Below are 26,479 nucleotides of genomic sequence, written 5' to 3' on the forward strand. Positions count from 1 at the left end.
GAGGAGATCCGCCTGCTCGTCGAGATGGTCGTGGAGAAGGCGGCGCCGTGGCTGGAGGGCGTCGTCGCCGCCGGGCACGGGGACCCTGACCAGGCGAAACCGGACGGCTCGGCGTGCGGCTGGTGCCCGCTGTGTGCGATCGTCGCCGTGGTGCGGGGTGAGCGTCCGGAGTTCGCGGCTCGCTTGCTGGAACAGCTGGCCCAGCTGGTGGCGTTGCTCCGGGCGGTGCTCGCGGACCGCTGGGAGCCGGACGAGGGCGTGCACATGCCCGGGTTCCGGCCGGCGCCGCGGCCCCCGGCGGACGCCGCGGCCTCGGTGCGGGTGCAGCACATCACCGTCCGCAGGCGCGACGAGTGGGAGAGCTGAGTGCGGACGATAGGGGTGGACGTCGGCGGGACGAGCGTCCGGGCCGGGGTGGTGGACGAGCGCGGCTCCCTGCTGGACACGGCGCGCGTCGCGACGCCGAGTGAGGAAGGCGCGCTCGAGGACGCCATCGCGGGCGTGGTCGAAGACCTGCGCAACCGGCACGAGGTGGCTGGCGTCGGCCTGGCCGTGGCCGGGTTCGTGGCGCGCGACCGCCGCTCGGTGATGTTCGCGCCGCACCTGGCCTGGCGCGGCGCGCCGGTCGCGGACCGGATCGAGAAGCGCGTCGGCCTGCCGGTGCTGCTGGAGCACGACGTCAACGCGGCGATGGTGGGCGAGCACCGCTTCGGCGCGGCCCGCGGCGCCCACGTGGCGGCGCTGGTGGCCCTGGGCACGGGCATCGGCGCGGGCCTGCTCCTGGACGGCAAGCTGTTCCGCGGCGCGTACGGCGTGGCGCCCGAGCTGGGCCACCTGACGGTGGTCCGCGGCGGCCGGCCGTGCCCGTGCGGCAAGTACGGCTGCTGGGAGCGCTACTGCAGCGGAACGGCCCTGGCGGCGACGGCGGTGGAGCTCCTGGCCCGCCACCCGGGCCGCTCGACGGTGCTGGCCCCGCAGGTGGCGGGCGACCCGGGCTCGGTGACGGGCCGGCGAGTGGCCGGCGCGGCCCGCGACGGCGACCCGATCGCCCAGCTGGCGATGGCGGAGCTGGCCAAGTGGCTGGGCGAGGGCCTGGCCCTGGTGGCGGACGTGTTCGACCCGGAGATCATCGTGATCGGCGGGGGAGTGTCGGAGTCGGCCCCGCTGTTCCTGGACGAGGCCCGCGAGCACTACGCAGGCGCGATCACGGGGGCGAGGCACCGGCCGTTGGCCCGGATCCGCACGGCCCACCTGGGCGACGACACGGCGATCGTGGGCGCGGCGGCCCTGGCGCTGGAAGCGGCCAAGACCCCGGTCTGACGCGGTAGAGACCTTCGCCCTCCGGGTACCCCACGGTCATTGAGGGGGAGGAGCGGACATGCTGCTGGACCTGGGGATCGGAGTGGCCGGCGTGGTTCTGCTGGTGCTCAGTGGCTTGCTGGCGTGGAAGCCGCGCAATGGCTGGCACCAGGCTGCCGCGATCCTGATGGTCGGGCTGGGCTCGATGCTGACGGTGCAGTTCCTGATCGCGCCCTTCATCCACGGTGAGTGGCTCGGCTACGTGCTGATCGGCGTCCTGGTGGCGGGCATCTCGGGCGCCGCGATCATCGGCGGCCGGCGGCGTCACTCCTCCGGGAAGCTCGCCGACGGCACCAGGCCTTCGAGGAACGCCCGGAACGTCGGCGCCAGGGCCAGCTCGGCCTCCAGCTCCACGTCGAACCACGTCACCGACGGCTCCGAAGATCGGCGGTAGTCCAGCGCGACCCACGTGTGCCCGTCGCCGGACAGCGCCACGACCTGGCGAGGCAGGTCCCATTCGGTGCTGAGGTACGGCGAATCCAAGATCGACAACCGGCCCCCGACGCCGAGCAGCCGGTCGAAGGGGACGTGCGTCTCGCTCCACGACGTCGGCGCGGTCGTCGGGAAGGCGTCGAAAGCAGCAGCGACCGTGCCGCCGTTGCGCAGACCCAGCAGTTCGCCCAGCTCGATGGGCAGCCGGACGCCCAGCTCGCGGCCGGCGTGGGCGAATTCGCGGGCGCTCAGCGGCTCGCCGGGGCCCCCGTCCCAGAAGGTGGGCTTGAGCTGATCGAACCGGGTCACGCCGGAGAGTGTGACAGGCTGGACCGGTGAGTGCCCCGTCCGCGAGCGTCTTCGTCAAGTGTTCCTGCGGGCACCTGCACTGGGGCCGCTACGGGGCCGCCGGCCTGCTGCTCGCCGACCCCGCGCGGGGCGTCCTCCTGCAGCGCCGGGCCTGGTGGGTGCACCACGGCCGCACCTGGGCGCTGCCCGGCGGCGCCATCGAAGCCGGCGAGACCGCCGTGACCGCCGCCGCCCGCGAAGCCTTCGAAGAAGCCTCCGTTCCCGCCGACGCCTTCCGAGCGGTGTCGGCCTCCGTGGTGGACCATGGGGACTGGAGCTACACCACCGTGCTCGCGCTCGCCGACGGCGCCGAGGCGCGGGTCGCCAACACCGAAAGTGCGGAGGTGCGCTGGGTGGACCCCGACGACGTGGCCGGCTACCGGCTGCACCGCGACTTCGCCGCCGCCTGGCCGGCCCTGCGCGATCGCGTCGGGCAGGAGCTCGTCCTCGTCGTCGACGGCGCCAACGTCGTCGGCTCGCGGCCGGACGGCTGGTGGCGCGACCGCCACGGCGCCGCCGAGCGCCTGCGCGACCAGCTCGCGAAACTCGCCGAAGCCGGCGTGCCCGACCCCGCCGACGCCACCGTGTCCTGGTGGCCGCGGATCATCCTGGTCGTCGAGGGCAAGGCCAAGCACGTCACCAGCACACCGGGTGTCGAAGTCGTCGCCGCGGACACCGACGGCGACTCGAAGATCGTGGAGGTCGTCGCGCAGCAGAAGGGCAAGACCCTCGTCGCGACGGCCGACCGGGAGCTGAAGGGACGCGTCGAAGCCCTCGGCGCGTCGATCCTCGGCCCCGGCACGCTCCGCAGTCAGCTCGACAAGCTCTAGTCCTTCGGGATGCCGTCGCGCATCTCGGCGACCAGTGACGCCATCACGGCCTTGAGGCTGCCCTTGTGCGCCTCGGCGACCGCCCGCTGCCGCCGGTAGCTCGGCCCGTACTTCAAGATCGTCTCGACGTCCCGCAGCTCGGCCACGCAGTCGAGCCGCCGCGCCACCGGCTCCAGCCGGTCCAGCAGGTCGGCGACGTCGTCGGTGACCAGCCGCTCGCGCCCGGCCGCGTCGAGGATGATGATCGCGTCGGTGCCGTAGCGGGCCGCGCGCCACTTGTTCTCCTGGACGTGCCACGGCGGCAGCGCGGGCAGGATTTCGCCGTCGTCAAGGCGCTCGCTGAAGTCGTCGACCAGGCACTGCGTCAGCGCCGCGATCGCGCCGACCTCCTCCAGCGTCGGCAGCCCGTCGCAGACGCGCATCTCGATCGTGCCCAGGTGCGGCGCCGGCCGGATGTCCCAGCGAATCTCCGAGAAGTGGTCGATCACGCCGGTGGTGAACATGTCCTCGACGTAGCTCTCCAGCTCCGCCCACTTCCGGAACTGGAACGGCAGCCCGGCCGTCGGCAGCTGCTGGAACATCAGCGCCCGGTTCGACGCGTACCCGGTGTCCTCGGCGCCCCAGTACGGCGACGACGCCGAGAGCGCCTGCAGGTGCGGCGCGTAGTTCAGCAGCGCGTCCAGGATCGGCAGCACCTTGTCGCGGTGGTCGACCCCGACGTGGATGTGGACGCCGTAGATCAGCATCTGCCGGCCCCACCACTGGGTCCGGTCGATCAGCTTCGCGTACCGCTCCTTGTCGGTGACCTTCTGCTGGTACCAGTTCGAGAACGGGTGCGTCCCGGCCGAGAACATCTCGACGCCGAGCGGGTCGGCGACGCCGTGCAGCACGTCCAGCGACCCGGCGAGGTCGGCCTTGGCCTCGGCGATCGTGTCGCAGACGCCGGTGATGACCTCGATGGTGTTGAGCAGCAGCTCCTGCTTGATCTTCGGGTGCTCGGCCCGCCCGTCGGGCCGGACGGCCTCGAGGATCTGCTCGGCGACCGAGGACAGCTCACCGCTGCGCCGGTCCACCAGGCCGAGCTCCCATTCCGCGCCGACCGTCGATCGCCGCGAAGGGCTGAACTCGATGTGCATCGTTTCGGCGGGTCAGACCTGGGCGCCGTTGCTGGGGTCGGCACCGGGCGGCGGGCCCTGCCGGACGCGCAGCAGCAGCAACGCGATCGACGTCGCGAGCGCGAGGATGCCCAGCGGCGTCGCCACCGTCGGGCCCACCCCGATCGCGCCGGGCAGGATCAGCAGGAACAACCCGGCCAGGAAGAGCAGCAGGATGAGGAACGCGCCCATCTTCGGCCGCGGCAGGGGCGGCGGCTCCGGCGGGACGTAGTGCTCGTCGTCGCCGGCCGGGTCGTCGGAGAACATCGTGGTGTCCCACGTCGTGCCCCCGGACCGCCAGCCGGGCTCCGGCGGGGTGTCCGCGGCGGGCGGCTCCACCGGCCGCTCCGGCGTCTTGCGCTGCTCGGGCTCCGTGCTCACCGCGGTGTCGGCGGTGTCGTCCTCTTCGGGAAGCCCGAACCCATCGGCCCGCAGGTCGGCGACGATCTCGGCGAACGTCGCGTCGACGTCCTCCGGCCCGTCCTTCCCCCGGCTCATGCGGTCTCCTCGGGTTGTGCGGCGTGCGCCTTCGCGAACTCGACGCTACGCGTGAAGATGACCTCGGCGTCGTTGTCCTGCGTCGCGACGTGGTAGCTGTTCTCCAGCACCACCTCGGTGACGTCGGTGCTCGACACCCCCTGCAGCACCAGCTGCGAGTTCACCGGCTCGACGACGTGGTCCACCGACGAGTGCAGCAGCAGCACCGGCTGCGTGACCTTGCCCAGGTCGGCGCGCACGACCGCCCACAGCTTCGCCAGGCTCGCCGCGGCCCGCACCGGCGTGCGCGGGTAGGCCAGCTCCGTCTCGCCCGGCTTCTTGATGTCGTTCGCGATCGCCGGCACCGACGGCACGATCCGGCCCAGCACCGGCAGCAGCTTCGTGTCCCACTTCAGCCGCGTCACCGACGGGTTGACCAGGACGATCCCGGCGATCCGGTCGCCGAACTCCTCGGCCAGGCGCAGGGTCAGCGTGCCGCCCATCGACAGGCCGCCGACGAACACCGTCTTGCACGTCGACAGCAGCGCGAGCAGCGCCTCGCGGACGGCGCCGTACCAGTCTTCCCACGTCGTGCGGTTGAGGTCCGGCCAGCGGGTGCCGTGCCCCGGCAGCAGCGGGCAGCGCACCGTGAACCCGGCCCCGGCCAGGTGGTCACCCCAGGCCCGCATGCTCGCCGGAGTACCGGTGAACCCGTGGCAGAGCAGGAACCCGGTCTCGGCCGAACCGGTGTGGCCGAACGGTTCCGCGCCGGCGAGCACGCCCATGCGATCGCCTTCCGTGTGAGCGGTGGATTCGTCCATGCTCTCACGGCTCGCGGGCGTTGTGGGGCTCCGCCCGGGCCCGGAATTCCCTGTGAGATCGATCGCTGCCCGGTGGTAACCGGGTGGTCTCCGTTGTGCGGCGGCCACCGGGCTTCGTAGGCTGTTCGGCGCGGGTGACAGGGGTCGGGCTGTGATGGAGGACTGAGGTACCGGTGCTGTACTGGCTCATGAAGTGGGTATTCATCGGACCGCTGCTCAAGACGCTGTGGCCGACCAAGGTCGTCGGCGCGGAGAACATCCCCGAGACCGGGGGTGCGATCCTGGCGGGCAACCACCTGGCGGTCGCGGACTCGTTCTTCATGCCGCTGCGCGTCAAGCGCAAGGTGACCTTCCCGGCCAAGTCCGAGTACTTCACCGAGCCCGGCTTCAAGGGCCTGCTCAAGAAGTGGTTCTTCACCGGCGTCGGCCAGTTCCCGATCGACCGCTCCGGCGGCAACGCGGCGCAGGCCGCGCTCGACACCGCGACCCGGCTGGTCAAGGACGGGCACCTGCTCGGCATCTACCCCGAGGGCACCCGCTCCCCGGACGGCCGCCTGTACAAGGGCAAGACCGGCGTCGCCCGGATCGCCCTGGAGTCCGGCGGCGTCGTCGTCCCGGTGGCGATGATCGGCACGGACAAGGTCAACCCCATCGGCTCCAAGATGTGGTGGCCGCGCCGTCTCGAGGTCCGCTTCGGCAAGCCCCTGGACTTCTCGCGGTACGAGGGCCTCGCGGGCGACCGCTTCATCGAGCGGTCGATCACCGACGAGATCATGTACGCGCTGATGGAGCTGTCCGGCCAGGAGTACGTCGACATCTACGCGGCGAAGGCCAAGGAACTGCTGGCCGCCGAGGCGGCCGGGGTGAAGCCTTCGGTGCCCGCCCAGCCGTCCTCGCGGGACGCGGCCCGGGTGCCCGAGTCCAAGGTCGGCTGACCCACTACTGTTCACCAGTGCGTTTTTTCTACGACACCGAGTTCATCGAAGACGGCGTGACGATCGACCTGGTCTCCATCGGTGTCGTCGACGAGCGGGGCCGCGAGTTCTACGCGGTGTCGACGGAGTTCGACCCGGCGAAGGCCGGCCAGTGGGTCCGCGACAACGTCCTGGACAAGCTGCCGTCCCCGGCGGACCGGGCGTGGCGCAGCCGCGAGAAGATCCGCACCGACCTGCTGGAGTTCTTCGGCAAGCCCCCGGGCGGCATCGAGCTGTGGGCGTGGTTCGCCGCTTACGACCACGTGGCGCTGGCCCAGCTGTGGGGCCCGATGCCGGCGCTGCCCCGCCAGCTGCCGAGGTTCACGAGGGACCTGCGCCAGCGGTGGGAGGACGCGGGGAAGCCGAAGCTCCCGGCGGCCCCCACCGACCAGCACGACGCCCTGGCGGACGCGAAGCACAACTTGGCGCGGTGGGAAGTCATCGAGGAGTACTTCCACCGCCGCTGACGGTGGTCCATTGCCGCAGGGCCCGGAACTGTCGGGGGTCCCCGGTAACGTGAAAACCGGGGGACCCCCCAGGCCGGGGACCGCTCAGCGGCGCGCCCGGACCGCCGTGGCCAGCTCGTCCAGCAGCGGGGCCGTGTCGTCCCACGCCAGGCACGCGTCCGTGATCGACTGCCCGTACGTCAGCTCGTCCGCGTGCCCCAGCGAAAGGTCCTGCCGACCCGCCGCCAGGAAGCTCTCCATCATCAGCCCCGAGATCCCGCGCTCACCCGACGAGATCCGCTCGGCCAGCTCGCGCACCACGGCGGCCTGCCGCACGTGGTCCTTGCCGCTGTTTCCGTGCGAAGCGTCGATGATCACCCGCTCCGGCAGGCCCGACTTCGCCAGCCGGGCCAGCGTGTCCGCCACCGTCGCGGCGTCGTAGTTCGGGCCGCCGTTGTGGCCGCGCAGGATCACGTGGCAGTCCGGGTTGCCCGCCGTCGTCAGCAGCGCCGCGAGGCCGTCGGTGTTGATGCCCGGGAACACGTGGCTCGCCGCCGCCGCGCGGGTCGCGTCGACCGCCACCTGGACGTCGCCCTCGGTCGAGTTCTTGATGCCCACCGGCATCGACAGCGCGCTGCACAGCTGGCGGTGCACCTGGCTCGCCGCCGTCCGCGCGCCGATCGAGCCCCACGTCACGATGTCGGCGATGAACTGCGGCGTGATCGGGTCGAGGAACTCGCACCCGACCGGCAGGCCCAGCTCGGAGACGTCGAGCAGCAGCTTGCGCGCCAGCCGCAGGCCCTTGTTGACGGCGAACGTGCCGTCGAGGTCCGGGTCGTTGATCAGGCCCTTCCAGCCCAGCGTGGTGCGCGGCTTCTCGAAGTACACGCGCATCACGATGTGCAGGTCGTCGCGGAGTTCGTCGGCCTTGGCGGCCAGCCGGCGGGCGTAGTCGAGCGCGGCTTCCGGGTCGTGCACCGAGCACGGGCCGACGACCACGAGGAGCCGGTCGTCCCGGCCGTCGAGGATGTCGACCGTCTCGGCGCGGCCCTGCCGCACGACTTTGGCGACGGCGGCGCCGACGGGATGGTCCTCACGCAGCAGCGCGGGCGAAATGAGCGGACTGATCGACGTGGTGCGCGCGGCGTCGAGGTCGCCGATGGCGGCGGGTCCGGCGGAGAGCGTCATCGCGGGGGTGTTCCTTCCTGGTGGACACCGACCCGCGGAGGATTCGCCGAGCCGGTTCGGAGATCCGGCTCGGGGTGGGGAGTCAGCGCAGGTTCACGCCGCCGTGCCCACCCGGGGCCGGCTTCGTAAACCAGAAATAGCGCTGCACGTGGCCAACGTAGCACACAGCGGAGCCGGACCGATTCTCCAGGTGGTCCGGGCTGCACCGATCAAGACGTTTGCCGCTACGCTGGCTCTCGACGAAATGTGACTGTCATCTCCAGAGAACAGACGGAGGCTTCTCATGCGTGTCGGTGTGCTGACCGGCGGCGGCGACTGCCCGGGGCTCAACGCGGTGATCCGCGCGGTGGTGCGTAAGGGCATCGAGGTGCACGGCTGGGACTTCGTGGGCTTCCGCAACGGCTGGAACGGCCCGCTCACCGGGGACAGCCGTCCGCTCGGCCTCAACGACGTCGAGGACATCCTGACCCGCGGCGGGACCATCCTGCGCTCGTCGCGCACCAACCCGTACAAGGTCGACGGCGGTGTCGACAAGATCAAGCAGGTCCTGGCCGACCAGGGCGTCGACGCGCTGATCGCGATCGGCGGCGAGGACACCCTCGGCGTCGCGAAGCGGCTCACCGACGACGGCATCGGCGTCGTGGGCGTCCCCAAGACGATCGACAACGACCTCGGCGCCACCGACTACACCTTCGGCTTCGACACCGCGGTCTCCATCGCGACCGAGGCGATCGACCGGCTGCACACCACGGCCGAGTCGCACCACCGCGCGCTGGTCGTCGAGGTCATGGGCCGGCACGCCGGCTGGATCGCGCTGCACTCCGGCCTCGCCGGCGGCGCCAGCGTGATCCTGGTGCCGGAGCGGCACTTCAACGTCGACCAGGTCGTCTCGTGGGTCGAGCGCCGGTTCGAGAAGGAGTTCGCGCCGATCATCGTCGTCGCCGAGGGCGCGCTGCCCGAGGGCGGCGAGGAGAAGCTGCTGACCGGCGAGAAGGACGCCTTCGGGCACGTCCGCCTCGGCGGCATCGGCACCTGGCTGGCCGACGAGATCGCCCACCGCACCGGCAAGGAGTCCCGCGCGGTGGTCCTGGGCCACGTCCAGCGCGGCGGCACCCCGACGGCGTACGACCGCGTCCTGGCGACCCGCTTCGGCCTGAACGCGGTCGACGCGGTGGCCGACGGCGACTTCGGCGTGATGGTGGCGCTGAAGGGCACGGACATCGTCCGCGTGAAGCTGTCCGAGGCGACGGCCGAGCTGAAGACGGTCCCGGCCGAGCGCTACCAGGAAGCCGAAGTCTTCTTCGGCTGAGGTTCTGCCGCGAAGGGCCGCTCCGGGGTTCCGGGGCGGCCCTTCGCTAGATCCGGGCGAGGGTCTCCAGGACGCCGACCGCGGCGGCGATGTCGTCGGTCAGCGGCCGGTCGTCGACGCTCTCGTCCAACACCGCCGACGCCGCTTCGAACGCGTCCCGCACCGGCAAGTCCACCAGGTCGGCGTCGCGCATCCGCAGCGCGCGGACCGCCGCCACCAGCTCGCACGCAAGCACCTGCTGGTAGGCCCCGCAAGCCGCCGTCGCCGCGCGGGCCGCCTGCGTCGAGAAGCTCGCGTGGTCCTCGATCCCGCGCGAAACCACCGCCGTGCCGAGCGTCGCCGGGAGCGCCGCCTGCCGCAGCTCCGTGAGCGCGTCGTGCGCCACGTACTCCAGGATCATCACGCCGGAGCTGCCCGGCGGCCCGGCCGCGAGGAACGGCCGCAGCCCGGTGAACTCCGGCTCGACGAGGTCGCCGAGCCGCGCCACCGACAGCTCCGCCACCTGGTGCACGGTCGCGCGCGCCTGGTCCAGGGCCGTCGACACGTACGCCGTGTGGAAGTGCGCGTGGTGGTAGGCGTCGCCGTGGACGGTCGAGATCATCGGGTTTTCGGTGCTGGCGTTGATTTCCACGGCGAGGACGTCCCGCAGGTAGTGGATCGCGTCCAGTGCCGGGCCCTGCACCTGCGGGAACGCCCGCAGCCCGAACGGGTCCTGGATCCGCCGTCCCGGTTTCGGCGTCTGGTGCATGCCCAGCAGCCGCCGCATCTCCGCGGCGCACGCGACCTGCCCGGCGTGCGGCCGCGCTTCGTGCACCGGTGTCGCGTACGCCTCGGGGTTGCCGTCGAGCGCGACGTACGTCAGCGCCGCGATGGCGTGGCTCGCGCGCGTCAGCGTGTCCAGCCGCATCGCGGCGAGGGTCGCTTCGGCGAGGGTCGAGGCGTTGCTGCTCATGAACGCCAGCGCGTCGCCCGCGTGCACCGGCACCGGCGGGACGTGCCCGTCGACCCAGCCGCGTTCCCCGGTGAGCGCCAGCGCGGTCTCGGCCAGCGGCGCGAGGTCGCCGGTGCCGATCGCGCCCAGCCGGTGCACCAGCGGCAGGGCGCCGGTGCGGACGGCGTCGGCCAGCGCGCCGATCAGCTCGGGACTGATCCCCGAGCGCCCGGTGAGGAGCTGGTTGAGGCGGATCAGCATCATCGCGCGCACCTGGCCGGGCGGCATCTCGTCGCCGCTGCCGCCCGCGTGGCTGCGCAGCAGGCGCAGGCCGTGCTCGCGCGAGCTTTCGACGGTGTCGTCCTTGTTGGCCCCGACACCGGTCGTGCGGCCGTAGACCACCCGCCGCGTGCTCAGGTCCTCGGCGAGCTTCCACGCGTGCTCGGCGGCGCGCAGCGCGGCGATCGAGACGTCGATACCCAGCGGCCCGTCGGTGCGCGCCGCGGTCACGACGTCGGCGCACCTGAGGGTCCGGCCGTCCACCCGGATCAAGGGCAGCCTCCTTTCCGGCTGCCCTCACTATGCGGCTAGGACGCGGGTGGCTGCCAGGGAGGCATCGGCCACTCCCAGTGCGGGACGGGTTCGTGCGGGTTCGGTTCGGCACCCGGCGCCGAGAAGATGACCGCCAGGCGGCTGCCCCACTCCAGGTAGCCGGCGAAGGCGGCGCGGAACTCGGGGTCGGCGGGCAGGCCGGCCTCGTCGGCGGCGTCGAGCAGCAGGTTCACCCACCGGCGGCGCTGCTCTTCGGTGATGCCGCGCCCGAGGTGGCGCCCGACCATGTGGGCGTGGCCGCCGCGGCTCGCGGAGTACTCGGCCGGTCCGCCGAAGACCTCGCCGAGCCACACCGCGACGTGCTTGGGGTGGTCCGGGTCCATGCCGCGGAAGACGGGCTCGAGCAGCGGGTCTTCCAGGACGTGGCCGTAGAAGATCGTCAGCAGCTTGACGAGGGCCTCGTGGCCGCCCGCCCAGTCGTAGAGAGTGGGGGTCGGCGGGGTTTCTGGCACGATCACCCGGTCAGGCAACCAGGGGCGGCCCGGCCGGGCAACCACGTACTTTCCGGTGCGTAGGGGAGAGCGGATGAAGCGGTACCACTGCGCGGTGGAGCTGGCGGTCGACCTGATCGGCGGCAAGTGGAAGCCGGTGATCCTCGCGCACCTGAAGGAGGGCGCGCACCGGTACGGCGAACTGCGCCGGCTGATGCCGGGGGTGAGCGAGAAGATGCTGACCCAGCAGCTGCGCGAGCTGGCGGCGGACGGGATCGTCCGCCGGGTGGAGTTCGACGGCCGAGTGCCGCGCGTGGAGTACCACCTGACGGAGGTGGGGGAGGAGCTCCGCCCGGCGCTGACGGCGCTGTACGAGTGGGGCGAGCGCCGGGCGGCGGACCGCGGGATCGCCTTCGACCCGGCTCCGGAGGCCTAGCCCGTCCCGGTCAGCGGGGATCGGTCTCGTCCAGCCGGCGTTCCAGGGCGTCGAGCCGGTCCGACCAGAACGCGCGGTAGGGCGCCAGCCACGCGTCGACCTCGGCCAGGGGCTCCGGGCGCAGCGCGTAGCACCTTCGCTGGGCCGCCACTCGCACCGTCACGAGCCCGGCTTCGCGCAGCACCCGCAGGTGCTTGGACACCGCCGGCTGGCTGAGGGAAAGCTCGTCGACCAGCTCGCCGACCGACCGCTCGCCGTCGCGGAGCAGGTCCAGGATCGTGCGGCGGCGGGGCTCGGCCAGCACCTCGAACGTCTGCATCACCCCCGAAATGTGCTCCGCCGGGCATATTCCTGTCAAGGAATGCACGGGCCGACCACCGGGCTGCTTGGTCTGAACCATTGACCTAGTGGTCTAGTCCACTTACGGTGGTGTGGTCCCCACCACTCCGGCACCGTCGCCGTGAGTAATTCTCCGGAGGGAGAACGCATGTCCCGTTTCCGCAGGAAGAGCTATTCGGCGCTGCTGACCGTGGCGGCCGCCGCGGGCCTGGTCGCGGGCGCCGCGACCGTCCCGGAGGCCACGGCCGCCACCGCGGCGACCGAGGCGTCCGTCGGCAAGGTGGTCGGCTACTTCACCGAGTGGGGTGTCTACGACCGCAACTACCACGTCAAGAACATCGAGACGTCGGGTTCGGCGAGCAAGCTGACCCACATCAACTACGCGTTCGGCAACGTGACGAACGGCGGCTGCGCGATCGGCGACGCCTACGCCGACTACCAGAAGACCTACGACGCCGCGGGCAGCGTCGACGGCGTCGCCGACACCTGGGACCAGCCCCTCGCCGGCAGCTTCAACCAGCTCAAGAAGCTCAAGGCCAAGCACCCCGGCCTTAAGGTCCTGTGGTCGTTCGGCGGCTGGACCTGGTCCGGTGGCTTCGGACAGGCCGCGCAGAACCCGACGGCGTTCGCGAACTCCTGCTACAACCTCGTCAACGACCCGCGCTGGGCCGGCGTCTTCGACGGCATCGACATCGACTGGGAGTACCCCAACTCCTGCGGCCTGTCGTGCGACACCAGCGGCGCGGCGGCGTACAAGAACCTGATGGCCGCGCTGCGCGCCAAGTTCGGTTCGAAGCTCGTCACCTCGGCGATCACCGCGGACGGCACGAGCGGCGGCAAGATCGACGCGGCCGACTACGGCGGCGCGGCCCAGTACGTCGACTGGTACAACGTGATGACGTACGACTACTTCGGCGCCTGGGCGGCGCAGGGCCCGACGGCCCCGCACTCGCCGCTGACGTCGTACTCCGGCATCCCGACCGCCGGCTTCTACTCCGACGCGGCGATCCAGAAGCTGAAGGGCAAGGGCGTCCCGGCCGGCAAGCTGTTGCTGGGCATCGGGTTCTACGGCCGCGGCTGGACGGGCGTCACGCAGAGCGCCCCGGGCGGCACGGCGACCGGCCCGGCGCCGGGCAAGTACGAGCAGGGCATCGAGGACTACAAGGTGCTCAAGACCTCGTGCCCGTCGACCGGCACGGTCGCCGGCACGGCGTACGCCAAGTGCGGCAGCAACTGGTGGAGCTACGACACCCCGTCGACGATCGCGGGCAAGATCTCCTACGCGAAGACGCAGGGCCTCGGCGGCGCGATGTTCTGGGAGCTGTCCGGCGACACCACGAACGGCGAGCTGATCACGGCGGTCGCCAAGTAGGACCCCGGGGGCACCGGCGCGGGAACCGTCGGTGCCCCCGATTATCGTTCCTCCCCGTGAAGTTCAGCGGATTCGGCGAGTACGCCGTCGACTTCTACGACGGCCTCGTGGAGGACAACTCGAAGCCCTACTGGGACGACCACGTCGAGACCTACAAGTCCGACGTCCGGGCCCCGATGGAGGCGCTGCTCGCCGAGCTGGCCCCGGAGTTCTCCGACGGCTTCGGCGAGCCCAAGGTGTTCCGCCCCTACCGGGACGTCCGGTTCGCCAAGGACAAGACGCCCTACAAGACCCACTGCGGCGCGGTGATCGAACAGGGCCGTGGCGGCGGCGCCTACTACGTCGAGGTCGGGCCCGAGGGCCTGCGCGTCGGCGGTGGCTGCTTCCACCTCGCGTCCGACCAGATCGCACGGTTCCGTAAGGCCGTCGACACCGAGCTGCACGGCGAGGCGCTCGAGAAGATCCTGAAGAAGCTCGAGAAGGCCGGCTGGGAGATCCGCGGCGACCGGCTGAAGTCGAAGCCTCGCGGGTTCGACGCCGACCACCCCCGCCTCGACCTGCTGCGCTACCGCTCGGTCTACGCCGTCCGCGTCTGGGAGCCGGACGACGTCCTGCACGAGCGGGGCGCCCTCGAGCGGGTGAAGAAGGCGTGGCGGCAGGTCCGCGAATTCAACGAATGGGCCCGCGACCGGGTCGGCCCCAGCGAGCTGCCGCGCCGCTAGCCGTGATGTCCAGGGAAGTGGAGCTGTCTGGGAACCGCTTCACCCGCCGGAGGCCTCCATGTCCCCACCCTGACCTGCGTCGACCCCACAGCTCCACCGGCGGCAAGCCGCCGGTCACCCGGCTGACCAATACAGCCAGCTGTCGACCCCGAATGCGCAATGCAGGAGATGCCCCCTGGACGGGACCGGTTTCTGAACAGTTTCTCTGAACTTTTCGGGATCGGTACAGACGAACGCGCGAAGAGGGACTACGCTGTGCGAACGTGAGCCGACGCGCGAAGATCGTTTGTACCATGGGCCCCGCCACCGCTACGCCGGAGAAGATGCGGGCCCTCGTCGACGCTGGCATGGACGTGGCCAGGATGAACTTCAGCCACGGCAGCCACGGCGACCACAAGGAGGTCTACGACCTCATCCGGGCCGCCGCCGCCGAGAGCGGCCGGGCGGTCGGCATCCTCGCCGACCTGCAGGGCCCGAAGATCCGCCTGGGCACGTTCGCCGGCGGGCCGGTCGAGTGGCACAACGGCGATGTCGTCCGGATCACCGTCGAGGACGTCGCCGGCACCCACGACCGCGTCTCGACCACCTACAAGGGCCTGGCGAAGGACGCCAAGCCCGGTGACCGCCTGCTCGTCGACGACGGCAAGGTCGGCCTGGTGGTCAAGGGCGTCGAGGGCCCCGACGTGGTCTGCGAGGTCACCGAAGGCGGCCCGGTCAGCAACAACAAGGGCGTTTCGCTGCCCGGCATGGACGTCTCCGTGCCGGCACTGTCCGAGAAGGACATCGAGGACCTCGAGTTCGCGCTCGAGCTGGGCGTCGACTTCATCGCCCTCTCGTTCGTCCGCTCGCCCGCCGACATCGACCTCGTCCACCAGGTGATGGACCGGGTCGGCAAGGGCCGGCTGCCGGTCGTCGCCAAGATCGAGAAGCCCGAGGCCGTCTACAACCTCGAGGCCATCGTGCTGGCCTTCGACGCGGTGATGGTCGCCCGCGGCGACCTCGGCGTCGAGCTGCCGCTGGAGCAGGTCCCGCTGGTGCAGAAGCGCGCCATCCAGATCTGCCGCGAGAACGCGAAGCCGGTCATCGTCGCGACGCAGATGCTCGAGTCGATGATCAACAACTCCCGGCCGACCCGCGCCGAGGCCTCCGACGTCGCGAACGCGGTGCTCGACGGCACCGACGCGGTGATGCTGTCCGGCGAGACCAGCGTCGGCCGGTACCCGATCGAGACCGTGCAGACCATGGCCCGGATCGTCGAAGCGGTCGAGACCGACTCGCCGATCGTGCCGCCGCTGACGCACGTCCCGCGCACGAAGCGCGGCGTGATCTCCTACGCCGCCCGCGACATCGGCGAGCGCCTCAACGCCAAGGCGCTGGTCGCCTTCACGCAGTCCGGCGACACCGTGCGCCGCCTCGCGCGGCTGCACACGCGGCTGCCGCTGCTGGCTTTCACGCCGGAGGACTGCGTGCGCAGCCAGCTGTCGATGACCTGGGGCACCAACACCCACATCGTGCCGCGCGTGGAGTCCACCGACCAGATGATCCAGCAGGTCGACCACGCCATGCTCGACATGGGCAAGTACCAGAAGGGCGACCTGGTCGTCATCGTCGCCGGCTCCCCGCCGGGCACCGTGGGCTCGACCAACCTGATCCACGTGCACCGCCTCGGTGAAGACGACCACGCATAAGGGACGTCCCGCCCCCGCAGCACATAGGGTCTGGCCATGACTGAAATGGCCAGGACGGCCGCCACCGAACTGGAGATCCCGGGTGGCGGCCAGCCGGTGCTGGACCGCCTGATCGCGCTGCTCGACCTCGAGAAGATCGAGGAGAACATCTTCCGCGGCGTCTCGCCCGCCCACTCGCCGGTGCGGGTGTTCGGCGGGCAGGTCGCCGGCCAGGCGCTGGTCGCGGCCGGGCGGACGGTCCCCGAGGAGCGCCGGGTCCACTCGCTGCACGCGTACTTCATCCGCGGCGGCGACCCCAGCGTCCCGATCATCTACGAGGTCGACCGCATCCGGGACGGCCGGTCGTTCACCACCCGCCGGGTCGTCGCGATCCAGCACGGCAAGGCGATCTTCTCGCTCTCGGCGTCGTTCCAGAAGGACGAACCGGGCATCGAGCACGCCGAGACGATGCCGGAGGGCGTGCCCGCGCCCGAGACGCTGCCGACGCTGATGGAACGCGCCGAGGGCTACGCGATCGGCGCGCACAGCCGGCCGCGCCCGATCGACCTGCGCTACGTCAACGAGCCGCCGTGGGTCACCCGGGAGACCGGGGAGCTGCCCGCGCGCAACCAGGTCTGGATGCGCGCCGACGGCAAGCTGCCCGACCAGCAGCTGCTGCACGTCTGCGTGCTGACCTACGCCTCGGACATGACGCTGCTGGACTCCGTGCTCGCGCGCCACGGCGTCTACTGGGACACCGACAAGGTGCTCGGCGCGAGCCTCGACCACGCGCTCTGGTTCCACCGGCCCTTCCGCGCCGACGAGTGGTTCCTCTACGACAGCGTCTCGCCGACGGCGTCCGGCGCCCGGGGCCTGGCCACGGGACGGTTCTTCGCCGAGGACGGCACGCTCATCGCGACGGTCGTCCAAGAAGGACTCCTGCGCGTCCTCTGACGCCCGTCGGGAAATCACCCTTACGGGCGACAAATGGGCGGAATAATCATTCTGTCAATAGGGCATCAAGGCCGAGAAGAGGTCCGGGACCGATCGGGGGACGGCCCCGGGCCTCTTCCGCCGTTGACCGCGCGGCGTACCGCCCGGTCATCGTCTACGCTGATCACAGGCTCAGCGAGGGGCTGGGGGAGAAGCCCGCCGGGCCCTTGTCGCGTCCTGTCATCGCGCAGGGTGCGAGCATACAGAAGCATTTTGCAAATTGCAGAGACGACGCGGGACCGGGTCCGGTAATCGGTGCCGTGCGATTACTCGACCGTTCATGTTGGATACTGGCAGCGAGCGTTCGGCTACGACGCCGACGACATCCCGGAGGTGCGCCATGGCAAGGGGACAGAGCCCCACGGTTCGCCGCCGGAGGCTCGCGGGCGAGCTGCGCCGCCTGCGCGAAGCCGCCGACCTCACGATCGACGAGGTGGGCGAAAAGCTCGAGTGTTCGGCGTCGAAGATCAGCCGCATCGAGACCGGCCACGTCGGGGTCACCCCGCGCGACGCCCGCGACATGCTGGCGCTCTACGGCATCACCGGCGACGAGCAGGAAGCGCTCGTCCAGCTGGCCAGGGAAGCCCGCAAGCGCGGCTGGTGGCACGCCTACAACGAGGTCTTCACCGGGACGTTCGTCGGGCTCGAGGCCGACGCCAGCTCGCTGCGCGCGTTCCAGGCGCTGCTGGTGCCCGGGCTGCTGCAGACCGAGCGCTACGCCCGGGCGGTGATCCGGGCGCTGCGGCCGGACGCCGAGGACGCCGAGATCCGCCGCCGCGTCGCCGCCCGGATGGCCCGCCAGGAGCTGCTCTCCGACACACCGCCGCCGGAGTACTGGGCCGTGATGGACGAAGCCGTGCTGCGCCGGGTCGTCGACGGTCCCGAGGTGATGGCCGAGCAGCTCTACCGCATGGTCGCCGTCGCCGAGAAGCCGAACGTGACCATCCAGGTGGTGCCGTTCGGGGCGGGCGCGCACCCGGGTATGGAAGGCCCCTTCCTGATCATGGGTTTCCCGGAGCAGGCCGACCCGGACGTCGTCTACGTCGACGACAGCACGTCGAGCGGCCTCTACCTGGAGGAACCCACAGACGTCCGGCGCTACGGGCTGATGTTCGACCATCTGCGCGCGGCCGCACTGAAGCCGGACGACTCGGTGGACCTGATCGCCGAGGCCGCCGGACGGTTCGCCGAACAGGCGGCCGTACCGGCTCCGGTGCAGCAACTGGAACCGAGGACACAGTAAGGAGTGGGGACGATGGAAGACGGATTCTCCGGGGCGCGGTGGCGCAAGAGCAGCCACAGCGGTGGCGGGAACGACTGCGTCGAGGTCGCGTTCGTCGACGGCGGAGCCGCGCTGCGCGACTCGAAGGACCCCGAAGGTGGTGCGTTCCGCCTGCCCGCGTCGGGCTGGCGGGGGCTGCTGGCCGCGGTGCGGACCGGCGGCCCGGCGCACGACTGAGGCGTTTCGAAGACCCCTTACCCCCGTCGAGCTGGGCTCGGCCGGGAGTAAGGGGTCTTTTCGCGACCAGGGCCACGTGATCACCCGATGCCTGAGGTGCCCCCTCAGGACGAACCTGAGTACTACCAAACCGGAGAACTCAGGGACAGGGGAACACGATGCACAGCGATCTGCTTCTGGACGCGGTCCGAGCCGAAGCCGCCTACCGGGCCGAGGAACTGCGGAAGGCCGGGCGCAGCGCCTGGGCCGCCCGCGCCCGTCGCGCCGCCCGGCACTTCAGGGCCACGAGGACGGACGTCGAGGTACCGGCGCAGCAGCGCCGCGAGGCCGCGCGGGAGACCGCCGGCGTCGAAACCGCCCGGTAAGGGGCGGCGAGATGGTGTCGAAGGCGATAAGCGGTCGGAAACTGTCGGTGGGGTAGGCAAGAATGCTCCTCGTGCCCCGACTCGGCTCCGGAATCCCGCTCGTCGCCCGTACCCACGAGATGCGGCGGCTCCGCGCCGCCTTCGCCCGTGCTGAACGAGGCGAGGCCGGCGCGGTGCTGCTCTCGGGGGACGCCGGGGTCGGCAAGACCCGGCTGCTGACCGCGCTCGCCGAGCACGTCGAGGCGTGCGGTGGGCTGGTGCTCACCGGCCGCTGCATCGACGTCCGCGAAGGCGGTCTTCCTTATCTTCCGTTCGCCGAAGCGCTCGCCCCGCTGGGCAGCTCGGCGGACCCGGCGGTGGCCGCCGCGGTGCGCCTGCGCCCCGCGCTCGGGCGGCTCCTGCCGCAGGGCCAGGGCGTGGAGGAACCGCGCCCGGCCGAACACTCGCCGATGACCTCGACCGACCGGGAGACGATGGTGCGTCCCCGGCCCGAGCAGGATCTCGGTCAGCTGCAGTTGTTCGACGCGGTACTGGGGGTGCTGACCGAGATCTCGGAGTCGCGCCCGGTGGTGATCCTGCTCGAGGATCTCCACTGGGCCGACGCCTCGACCCGCAACCTGCTGTCCTTCCTGCTCAGCCGGCTGCGGGCGCAGCGGCTGCTGGTCGTGGGCAGCTACCGCGAGGAGGACGTGCACCGGCGCCACCCGCTGCGCGGCCTGCTGTCCGAGCTGTTCCGGCTCGCCACCGTCGAACGCGTCGACCTGCACCCGTTCGGGGCCGCCGACGCGCGCAAGTTCGTCGAGGCGCTGGCCGACGAGCCGCTTTCCACCGACATCGTGGCCGACATCGTCGCCCGCTCCGAGGGCAACCCGTTCTTCGCCGAGGAGCTCCTCGCCACCCAGACCGAGTGCAGCGACCTGCCCGCCGGGCTGGCCGAGGTGCTGCTGTCCCGGCTCGAGCGGCTGTCGCCGGACACCCGCCGGGTCGCCCGGGTGATCTCGGTGGCCAACGAGCCGGTGATGCACGCGGCGCTCGCCGAGGTCTCCGGGCTGGGGGAGCTGGAGCTCGACGAGGCCCTGCGCGAAGCCGTCCAGCACCACGTCCTGGTGGTCCTCGCCGACGGCTCCTACACGTTCCGGCACGCGTTGCTGCAGGAAGCGGTGTACGGCGACCTGCTGCCGGGGGAGCGGTCGCGCACGCACGCCGGGTACGCCGCCCGGATCGCGGCGCGGCCGCAGGGCCGCGGGCACGACGCGAAGCTGGCCTACCACTCGATGCAGAGCAGCGACCTGGTCACCGCGCTGCCGGCGTTGCTGCGCGCGATGGACGAGGCCGAGAAGCTCGGCGCGCCCGGGTCGGCGCTGCGGCACGTCGAGCAGGCACTGTCCATCTGGGACGCCGTGCCGGCCGCCGACCGGCCCGAGGGTTTCGACGAGCTGCGGCTGCTGCACGAGGCGTCCTACTTCGCGGGCACGTCCGGCGAGCCCGAGCGGGCGGCCGCGTTCGCGCGCTCGGCCACCCAGGCGCTGACCCCGGACACCTCGGCCGACCGCGCCGCGAAGACGTGGCGGCGGCTGGCGGAAGCACTGCTGGCGCTGGAAGGCACCCTGGACGAGGCGGTCGAGGCGATCGACCGGGCGTGGGACCTGGTGAAGGACACCGAGCCGAGCGGGACGCGCGCCTGGGTGCTGGCCAGCCGGGCCGGGTTCCTCCGGATCCTCGAACAGCCGGAGGCGGCGCTGGACAGCGCGCGCGCCGCGGTCGCCGACGCGCAGGCGGTCGGGGCGGCGGGTGCGGAGGCGTCGGCCCTGGTCACGCTGGGCACGCTGGCCGATTCACGCGGCGACGCCGCCGAGGCCCGCGAGTGGCTGCGCAAGGCCGAGCGGAAGGCCCGCGACGCCGGGGCCCCGAACACCGAGATCCGCGCGACCTACTTCCACGCGTTGAGCTACCTCGACCAGGCCGAGTTCGCCGAAGCGCTGGAGCATTCTTCACGCGGTGTCGCGCGCGCGGAAGAAGCCGGGCTGAGCTGGAGCACCTTCGGGCTCGAACTGCGGGCGGGGCAGCTGGTCCTGCGGTACGTCATGGGCGACTGGCCGGACGAGAGCGCCGGCCGGACCGGCCGCGGGGTGTCCAGCGCGGTCGCCGCGCGGATCCAGGCCATCTGGGCCCAGTTCGTCGTGGCCCGCGGCCGGTTCGACGTCGCCGCGAAGCTGATCACCGGGCTGCGGCAGCACTGGACCGCGGACATCCAGATCCCGCTGTCGGCCGGGGCCGCCGGGATCGAGCTGGCGTACTGGCGCGGCGACCACGCCGAGGCGATGCGCCAGGCCGAAGACACCATCGGCTGGCTGGAGCGGATCGAACCCGGCTTGCTCGCGGGCATCCGGATGGCCGCCCTCGGCGTGTCCGCCGCGGCCGCGCAGGCCGCCGCCGCCCGGGTCCACGGCGACCAGGCCGCGGCCGGCGCCGCGGTGGCGGCGGGCGAGCGGCTGCTGGCGCACGGCCGGATGTGCTCGGTCGTCGGGCAGCCGCGGTCGGGGACGCTCGGGCCGGAGGGCCGGGCCTGGCTGGCCCGGCTGGAGGCCGCGGCGACCTGCCTGACCGGCCGGGGCGACGCCCGGAAGTGGGCGGCCGCGGCGGAGGCGTTCGGCTACGGCGCCGTCTACGAGCAGGCGGTCTGCCGCTGGCACGAAGCGGAAGCGCTGCTGGCGGCGGACGGCGACGCCGGCCCTTCGCTCGAAGCGGCCCACGCGGTGGCGGTCCGGCTCGGCGCGATCCCGCTGCGCGACGCCGTCCGCGACCTGGCCCACCGCGCCCGCGTCGAGCTGGCCGGCGCCGAACCCCTGGCGCCGGCGCGCACGGTGGCGGACCCGCTGACCGACCGCGAGCGCGACGTCCTCGAGCGCGTGGCCCTGGGCCGCACGAACCGGCAAGTCGGCGAAGAGCTGTACATCAGCGAGAAGACGGTCAGCGTGCACCTGTCCCGCGTGATGGCGAAGCTCGGCGCGAGCCGCCGCGCGGAGGCGGTGGCGATCGCGTACGACCGTGGGCTCCTCACGGCGCCCACGGCCGAACACGCGTGAGGGGCGTCAGCGCGGCAGGCGGCGCAGGGCCTTGAGGCCGACCGTCATGCCGCGCGACCACAGCGAACCCGGGACCCGCTTCGGCGGCCGCAGCGCCAGTCCGCGCTGCAGCGCGATCGACTGGGACTCGGTGTACTTCAGCAGGCCTTCGGCACCGTTGCGGCGGCCGACGCCCGAGTCCTTCATGCCGCCCATCGGCACGCCGACGCTGCCGAACGTCGCCGCGTAGCCCTCGTTGACGTTGACCGTCCCCGCCTTCAGCCGCGCCGCGACCTCCCAGCCCGCACGGCCGTTGCGCGACCAGACGCTGGCGTTGAGCCCGAACGGCGTGTCGTTGGCGCGGTCGATGGCCTCGGTGACGTCGGTGTAGCCGTAGATCGAGACGACCGGCCCGAACGTCTCCTCCGCGAACGGCAGCATGTCCGGGGTGACGCCGGAAAGCACGGTCGGCTCGTAGAACAGCGGGCCGAGGTCGGGCCGCGCGCGGCCGCCGGTGAGCACCGACGCGCCCTTCGCGCGGGCGTCCTCGACGTGCGCCGACACCGCGGCGAGCTGCTCTTCCGACGTCAGCGACCCCATCTGGGCGTGGTAGTCCAGCGCGCCGCCGAGCTTGAGGGCGGCGGTCCGCGCGACGAACGCGCGGGTGAACTCGTCGCGGATGTCCTCGTGGACGTAGATCCGCTCGACCGACACGCACAGCTGGCCCGCCGAGGAGAAGCACGCGGTCACCGCGCCCGTCGCGGCTTTCGCGACGTCGGCGTCGGGCAGCACGATCATCGGGTTCTTGCCGCCGAGCTCCAGCGAGTACGACGTCAGCCGCTTCGCCACCTGCCCGGCCAGCTCCTTGCCGGTCGGCGTGGAGCCGGTGAAGCACAGGTAGTCCGACTCCTCGACCAGCGCGGTGCCGATCTTCGAGCCGCGGCCGAGCACGATCTGCCACGTCCCGGCCGGCAGCCCGGCCTCCTCGGCGAGCTCGTGCAGCCACAGCGCCGAGAGCGCGGTCTGGTTGTCCGGCTTCTGCACCACGGCGTTGCCCGCGGCCAGCGCCGGCAGGACGTCCATCGCGGTGAGCGCCAAGGGGTAGTTCCACGGCGAGATGACGCCGACGACGCCCTTGGGGTGGCGGATCTCGCCCGCGCGGGTCAGGCCGGGGATGACGCCCGCGACCCGGCGCGGGGCGAGGATCTTCGCCGCGTGCTTGCCGTAGTAGGCCGCGACCAGCGCCGTCGCGCTGACCTCGTCGAATGCGTCGAGCCGGGCCTTGCCCGCCTCGACCTGGACCAGGTCGAGGACCTCGTCCTGCCGGGCGAGCACGAGGTCGTGCAGCCGGGTGAGGACGCGGGCGCGCTCGGCGGGGGAGCGGTCCGCCCAGGCGCGCTGGGCGGTGCGAGCGCTGTCGAACACCGCGCGGACGTCGGCGTCGGTGGCCTGGGGCAGCGTCGCGATCGGCTGCCCGGTGAAGGGCGCGTTCATGCGGATCGGCGCCGAGTCGGCGCCCCCGGCCACGCGGGCGACGAGCTGCGCGGCCCGCGCCGAGCCGGGCGCCCCGGCGACCCCGCCGACGGTCGCCGGCAGGGTGGTGTCTTCGAGCGCGTTCGCGGGGGTCGTGCTGGTCATGACGTCTCCGTTCCGCGGCGTCCGGAGGTCCGGGCGCGACGCCGCGCAGGGGTTACCGACGAGTACACCATACCGTCGGTACGTCAGATGTCCAGCCTGATATGAATATCTTTCACGTATTGGGCGGGTTGAGCGGCGGGAGCTGGTAGTTCGGCTCGGTCGGTTCCTGCTTCGGCGGCGGGTGGGCCTGCGTCGCGCCACCGTAGGGGTCTTCGAGCCGCGCCGACAGCCCGCCGGACTGCGCGGGGAACGGCGGCGACGGCTCCCCGGACTGCGCGGGGAAGGGCTGTGAAGGCGGTCCGCTCTGCGCGGGGAAGGGCTGCGAAGCCGGCCCGCTCTGCGCCGGGAACGGTTGCGACGACGGCGTGCCGGGGTAAGGCTGCTGCGGTGGGGGCGGCTGCGCGCCGGGGTAGGGCTGCCCGAACTGCTGCGGCGGCCCCGGGTACGGCCTCGACTGCTGCTGGTACGGCCCGCCGTACGGCCCCGGCGGCGGTCCACCCGGTCCACCCGGCCCACCCGGCCCGGCGGGTCCGGTCGGCGCGGTGGCCGGCGCCTGCCGGCCGGCCAGCACCGCGAGGACCAGCGTCACCGCGGCCAGCGCGCCGCCGCCGAGCAGGACCCAGAACCCGAGGCCGGTCGAGTAGACCGACTTGATCGTCTGGTCGTCGGACCCGTAGCTCAACGTCGCCGAGACGTCCATGCCGAGCATCCACACCGCCGCGGCCACGCCCGCGCCGCCCGCGACCAGCGCCGTCCGGGCGCCCGAGCGCACGCCGTTGCCCGCCGAGCGCCGCGCGCCCGCGAACGCCAGGCCGGCTCCGGCCAGCAGCACCAGCGCGCCGGCCGAGAGCGGGATCCCGTAGCGCGCGACGTGGGTGCTCTCGTAGAACTTCTTCGCCTCGTCGCTGGGCTCGACGTCGAACGAGCGCGTCCAGGCGCTGACCGTCTGGCTGCTCTCGGTCTTGCCGCTGACGATCTGCTCGAACTTGGTCTGGGGCAAGAACGACCCGGCCAGCACGACCACCGCGGCGACGGCACCGACGATCGCGGCGATCAGCCGCAGGCGCGCGCCGGGGTCGGCGGCCGGCCGCGGCGGCTGCGGCGGCGGCGGGCCTGGGGGAGGGCCGTAGGGGTTCTGGTACGGCGTGGCGGTCATGGAAGCTCCCCTCTTTCGGGGGGATTGGACCACGAATCCGCCGGGCGGATAAGGGGTATTCCAGCCCTTGCGGTGCCCCGCTGGTCAGCTTGGCCCAGTGGCTGCGTCCTCGTAGAGCAGGACCGCGATCCGCTTCCACTCCGCCAGCAGCTGCCGCCGCCGGTTCGGGTCGCCGCCGAGCTCGGCGTCCAGTGCCAGCCCGCGGGTCAGGTTCACGGTGAGCCAGAACAGCATTTCCGCGCGTTCGGGCGGCAGCTCCCCGGCGACCTGGGTGACGTGTTCGAGCGTCGCGCGTCCGAGCGCGCGGTCGACCGGGTGGATGGCCGCGCGCAGCTCGGGGTCGGTGCGGGCGGCGACCCACAGCTCGGTGACGGCGGTCGAGAGCGTGCCCGAGTAGCCGGTCCAGAGCAGGTCGATCGCCGCGGCGACTCCGGTGCCGCCGCCGGGCAGCTCGTCCAAGGAGGCCGCGAGCCGGCGTCGCAGCTTCGTCGTCAGGTGCTCGACGGCGGCCGCCATCAGCTCGGCCTTCGCGGTGAAGTGGTGCTGCACGGCACCCTTCGACACGCCCGCCCGGGCGCAGATCTCCTGCACCGACGTGCGCGCGTAGCCGAGGTCGACCAGGCAGTCGATGGTCGCGTCGAGCAGCGCGGTGCGGGTCTGCTCGCGCCGCTGCGCCTGGGTCCGGTGCGCCGTCTCGGTCACCGCGGCCTCCCTGCTTTACCTACAGGCCGGTACGGATGTACATTCCGCAGAGAACTTACATGCTGATCGTCATGTTTTCCAGCAGGAGGGTCCCGTGCCGCTTCAACTCCCGAAGAGCTCCTGGAGCACCACCGAGCTCGAAGACCTCCGCGAGCTGTCGCGGTCGTTCCTGCAGAAGGAGGCCGTGCCGCACCAGGAGCGCTGGGCGGCCGAGAAGAAGGTCGACCGCGAGTTCTGGACCAAGGCCGGCGAGGTCGGGCTGCTCTGCCTGTCCATCCCCGAGGAGTACGGCGGGGGCGGCGGCACGTTCGCCCACGAGACCGTGCTCTACGAAGAGCAGGCCCGGGCCGGCGACAGCGCCTGGGGCGTGACCGTCCACAACGGAATCGTCGCGCACTACCTGCTCGCCTACGCCTCGGAAGAGAAGAAGCGCGAGTGGCTGCCGAAGCTGGCCACCGGCGAGTTCGTCGGCGCGATCGCGATGACCGAACCGGGCACCGGCTCCGACCTGCAGGGCATCAAGACCCGGGCGGTGCGCGACGGCGACCACTACGTCATCAACGGCGCGAAGACCTTCATCACCAACGGCTTCCACGCCGACCTGGTCGTCGTCGCGGTGAAGACCGACCCGGACGCGGGCGCGCAGGGCGTCTCGCTGATCGTGGTCGAGACCGACACGCCCGGCTTCCGCCGCGGCCGCGTCCTCGACAAGGTCGGCCTCAAGGGCCAGGACACCGCCGAGCTGTTCTTCGACGACGTCCGCGTGCCCGCCGCCAACCTCCTCGGCGACGCCGAGGGCCAGGGCTTCTTCCAGCTGATGCTGCAGCTGCCGCAGGAGCGGCTGATCATCGCCGTCACCGCGGTGGCCGGGCTGGAGGCCGCCGTCGACCTCACGCTCGAGTACACCAAGGAGCGCACGGCGTTCGGCCGTCCCCTGTTCTCCTTCCAGAACACCAAGTTCAAGCTCGCCGAGGCGGCCACCGAGGCCGCGGTGGCGCGGGCGTTCCTCGACCAGTGCATCGAACGCCACCTCAAGGGCGAGCTCGACGTGCAGGGCGCGGCGATGGCGAAGCTGTGGACGACCGAGCGCGTCAACAAGGTGATCGACGACTGCGTCCAGCTCTTCGGCGGCTACGGCTACATGACCGAGTACCCGATCGCGCGCGCGTGGGCCGACGTCCGCATCTCCCGGATCTTCGGCGGCACCAGCGAGATCATGAAGGAAATCATCTCCCGCTCGCTCTGAAAGGACC

The 26,479-nt window shown here is 71.9% G+C and carries 27 protein-coding genes; 16 read left to right on the top strand and 11 right to left on the bottom strand.

Annotation, left to right across the window (positions count from 1 at the left end; genetic code table 11):
* The first annotated feature begins 24 nt into the window (after window positions 1-24).
* Together ACIRSS_RS01585 and ACIRSS_RS01590 are read left to right on the top strand one after the other, a co-directional pair.
* Window positions 25-366 (top strand): hypothetical protein, encoded by a 342-nt coding sequence (locus tag ACIRSS_RS01585; protein WP_400893336.1) that lies wholly within the window; start codon window positions 25-27, stop codon window positions 364-366.
* A gap of 15 nt (window positions 367-381) precedes the next feature.
* The gene (locus tag ACIRSS_RS01590) at window positions 382-1,320 is read left to right on the top strand and encodes an ROK family protein (RefSeq protein WP_400893338.1); all 939 of its coding nucleotides are present in this window, start codon (window positions 382-384) and stop codon (window positions 1,318-1,320) included.
* A 303-nt stretch (window positions 1,321-1,623) separates the two neighbouring features.
* Here ACIRSS_RS01590 and ACIRSS_RS01595 read toward each other — a convergent pair whose 3' ends face one another.
* Window positions 1,624-2,100, bottom strand: coding sequence for an SMI1/KNR4 family protein (locus ACIRSS_RS01595; RefSeq protein WP_400889419.1), 477 nt, complete (start codon window positions 2,098-2,100; stop codon window positions 1,624-1,626).
* Window positions 2,101-2,126: 26 nt separating this feature from the next.
* Here ACIRSS_RS01595 and ACIRSS_RS01600 point away from each other — a divergent pair, with 26 nt between their 5' ends.
* Complete coding sequence (locus ACIRSS_RS01600) at window positions 2,127-2,969, top strand: NUDIX domain-containing protein (protein ID WP_400889421.1); 843 nt, start codon at window positions 2,127-2,129, stop codon at window positions 2,967-2,969.
* Here the strand turns inward: ACIRSS_RS01600 and ACIRSS_RS01605 are convergent.
* Genes ACIRSS_RS01605 through ACIRSS_RS01615 form a run of 3 tightly spaced genes read right to left on the bottom strand, consistent with a single transcriptional unit; the run spans window position 2,966 to window position 5,385 of the window.
* The gene (locus tag ACIRSS_RS01605; RefSeq protein ID WP_400889423.1) at window positions 2,966-4,105 is read right to left on the bottom strand and encodes a glutamate--cysteine ligase; all 1,140 of its coding nucleotides are present in this window, start codon (window positions 4,103-4,105) and stop codon (window positions 2,966-2,968) included. The genes ACIRSS_RS01600 and ACIRSS_RS01605 overlap by 4 nt on opposite strands.
* A gap of 12 nt (window positions 4,106-4,117) precedes the next feature.
* On the bottom strand, window positions 4,118-4,621 hold the full coding sequence (locus ACIRSS_RS01610; RefSeq protein ID WP_400889425.1) for a hypothetical protein: 504 nt from the start codon (window positions 4,619-4,621) through the stop codon (window positions 4,118-4,120).
* Entirely contained in the window at window positions 4,618-5,385 is a 768-nt protein-coding gene (locus ACIRSS_RS01615) for an alpha/beta hydrolase (protein ID WP_400889427.1), read from the bottom strand. Before ACIRSS_RS01615 ends, ACIRSS_RS01610 begins: the two co-directional genes overlap by 4 nt.
* A gap of 209 nt (window positions 5,386-5,594) precedes the next feature.
* Here ACIRSS_RS01615 and ACIRSS_RS01620 point away from each other — a divergent pair, with 209 nt between their 5' ends.
* Window positions 5,595-6,356: a lysophospholipid acyltransferase family protein gene (locus ACIRSS_RS01620; protein WP_400889429.1), complete on the top strand. Its 762-nt coding sequence runs from the start codon at window positions 5,595-5,597 to the stop codon at window positions 6,354-6,356.
* A gap of 17 nt (window positions 6,357-6,373) precedes the next feature.
* Window positions 6,374-6,862, top strand: a complete 489-nt coding sequence (locus ACIRSS_RS01625) for a polyadenylate-specific 3'-exoribonuclease AS (RefSeq protein WP_364276234.1) — start codon at window positions 6,374-6,376, stop codon at window positions 6,860-6,862.
* An 84-nt stretch (window positions 6,863-6,946) separates the two neighbouring features.
* On the opposite strand, the gene ACIRSS_RS01630 is transcribed toward ACIRSS_RS01625, so the two are convergent.
* On the bottom strand, window positions 6,947-8,029 hold the full coding sequence (locus ACIRSS_RS01630) for a 3-deoxy-7-phosphoheptulonate synthase (RefSeq protein WP_400889431.1): 1,083 nt from the start codon (window positions 8,027-8,029) through the stop codon (window positions 6,947-6,949).
* Window positions 8,030-8,312: 283 nt separating this feature from the next.
* Between ACIRSS_RS01630 and ACIRSS_RS01635 the strand changes: the two genes are divergently transcribed.
* On the top strand, window positions 8,313-9,338 hold the full coding sequence (locus ACIRSS_RS01635; protein ID WP_400889433.1) for a 6-phosphofructokinase: 1,026 nt from the start codon (window positions 8,313-8,315) through the stop codon (window positions 9,336-9,338).
* Between the two features lie 46 nt (window positions 9,339-9,384).
* Here ACIRSS_RS01635 and ACIRSS_RS01640 read toward each other — a convergent pair whose 3' ends face one another.
* Together ACIRSS_RS01640 and ACIRSS_RS01645 are read right to left on the bottom strand one after the other, a co-directional pair.
* The gene (locus ACIRSS_RS01640) at window positions 9,385-10,821 is read right to left on the bottom strand and encodes an aromatic amino acid ammonia-lyase (protein WP_400889435.1); all 1,437 of its coding nucleotides are present in this window, start codon (window positions 10,819-10,821) and stop codon (window positions 9,385-9,387) included.
* 35 nt (window positions 10,822-10,856) lie between these two features.
* A complete protein-coding gene (locus tag ACIRSS_RS01645; protein ID WP_400889437.1) occupies window positions 10,857-11,339 on the bottom strand; it encodes a group II truncated hemoglobin in 483 nt (160 codons plus the stop codon).
* Window positions 11,340-11,406: 67 nt separating this feature from the next.
* Between ACIRSS_RS01645 and ACIRSS_RS01650 the strand changes: the two genes are divergently transcribed.
* On the top strand, window positions 11,407-11,748 hold the full coding sequence (locus tag ACIRSS_RS01650; protein WP_400889439.1) for a winged helix-turn-helix transcriptional regulator: 342 nt from the start codon (window positions 11,407-11,409) through the stop codon (window positions 11,746-11,748).
* 10 nt (window positions 11,749-11,758) lie between these two features.
* Here the strand turns inward: ACIRSS_RS01650 and ACIRSS_RS01655 are convergent, their stop codons facing one another.
* On the bottom strand, window positions 11,759-12,067 hold the full coding sequence (locus ACIRSS_RS01655; RefSeq protein WP_364385916.1) for a metalloregulator ArsR/SmtB family transcription factor: 309 nt from the start codon (window positions 12,065-12,067) through the stop codon (window positions 11,759-11,761).
* A 168-nt stretch (window positions 12,068-12,235) separates the two neighbouring features.
* On the opposite strand from ACIRSS_RS01655, the gene ACIRSS_RS01660 reads away from it, so the two are divergent.
* From ACIRSS_RS01660 to ACIRSS_RS01695, 8 genes are all read left to right on the top strand, one after another.
* Complete coding sequence (locus tag ACIRSS_RS01660) at window positions 12,236-13,459, top strand: glycoside hydrolase family 18 protein (protein ID WP_400889441.1); 1,224 nt, start codon at window positions 12,236-12,238, stop codon at window positions 13,457-13,459.
* 56 nt (window positions 13,460-13,515) lie between these two features.
* Complete coding sequence (locus tag ACIRSS_RS01665) at window positions 13,516-14,181, top strand: DUF2461 domain-containing protein (protein ID WP_400889443.1); 666 nt, start codon at window positions 13,516-13,518, stop codon at window positions 14,179-14,181.
* Window positions 14,182-14,444: 263 nt separating this feature from the next.
* A complete protein-coding gene (gene pyk / locus ACIRSS_RS01670; RefSeq protein WP_400889445.1) occupies window positions 14,445-15,869 on the top strand; it encodes a pyruvate kinase in 1,425 nt (474 codons plus the stop codon).
* Window positions 15,870-15,905: 36 nt separating this feature from the next.
* Window positions 15,906-16,802, top strand: coding sequence for an acyl-CoA thioesterase II (tesB, locus tag ACIRSS_RS01675; protein WP_372668434.1), 897 nt, complete (start codon window positions 15,906-15,908; stop codon window positions 16,800-16,802).
* A 379-nt stretch (window positions 16,803-17,181) separates the two neighbouring features.
* Entirely contained in the window at window positions 17,182-18,084 is a 903-nt protein-coding gene (locus tag ACIRSS_RS01680) for a helix-turn-helix domain-containing protein (RefSeq protein WP_400889447.1), read from the top strand.
* Between the two features lie 12 nt (window positions 18,085-18,096).
* The gene (locus ACIRSS_RS01685; protein WP_372668432.1) at window positions 18,097-18,300 is read left to right on the top strand and encodes a DUF397 domain-containing protein; all 204 of its coding nucleotides are present in this window, start codon (window positions 18,097-18,099) and stop codon (window positions 18,298-18,300) included.
* A 158-nt stretch (window positions 18,301-18,458) separates the two neighbouring features.
* Entirely contained in the window at window positions 18,459-18,665 is a 207-nt protein-coding gene (locus ACIRSS_RS01690) for a hypothetical protein (RefSeq protein ID WP_372668430.1), read from the top strand.
* A gap of 62 nt (window positions 18,666-18,727) precedes the next feature.
* Entirely contained in the window at window positions 18,728-21,751 is a 3,024-nt protein-coding gene (locus tag ACIRSS_RS01695) for a helix-turn-helix transcriptional regulator (protein WP_400889450.1), read from the top strand.
* Between the two features lie 6 nt (window positions 21,752-21,757).
* On the opposite strand, the gene ACIRSS_RS01700 is transcribed toward ACIRSS_RS01695, so the two are convergent.
* The 3 genes from ACIRSS_RS01700 to ACIRSS_RS01710 all read right to left on the bottom strand — a co-directional run bounded on the left by ACIRSS_RS01700 (window position 21,758) and on the right by ACIRSS_RS01710 (window position 25,226).
* Entirely contained in the window at window positions 21,758-23,368 is a 1,611-nt protein-coding gene (locus tag ACIRSS_RS01700) for a succinic semialdehyde dehydrogenase (protein ID WP_400889452.1), read from the bottom strand.
* A 112-nt stretch (window positions 23,369-23,480) separates the two neighbouring features.
* Window positions 23,481-24,524, bottom strand: coding sequence for a hypothetical protein (locus ACIRSS_RS01705; protein ID WP_400889454.1), 1,044 nt, complete (start codon window positions 24,522-24,524; stop codon window positions 23,481-23,483).
* 84 nt (window positions 24,525-24,608) lie between these two features.
* Window positions 24,609-25,226 carry a TetR/AcrR family transcriptional regulator gene (locus ACIRSS_RS01710; RefSeq protein WP_400889456.1) on the bottom strand — a complete coding sequence of 206 codons (618 nt, stop codon included), beginning with the start codon at window positions 25,224-25,226 and terminating at the stop codon, window positions 24,609-24,611.
* Window positions 25,227-25,320: 94 nt separating this feature from the next.
* On the opposite strand from ACIRSS_RS01710, the gene ACIRSS_RS01715 reads away from it, so the two are divergent.
* Window positions 25,321-26,472 (top strand): acyl-CoA dehydrogenase family protein, encoded by a 1,152-nt coding sequence (locus ACIRSS_RS01715; RefSeq protein WP_400889458.1) that lies wholly within the window; start codon window positions 25,321-25,323, stop codon window positions 26,470-26,472.
* Window positions 26,473-26,479 lie beyond the last annotated feature (7 nt).

The sequence above is a fragment of the Amycolatopsis sp. NPDC101161 genome, assembly GCF_044768185.1.
In the GTDB taxonomy this organism is placed as follows: Bacteria; Actinomycetota; Actinomycetes; order Mycobacteriales; family Pseudonocardiaceae; genus Amycolatopsis.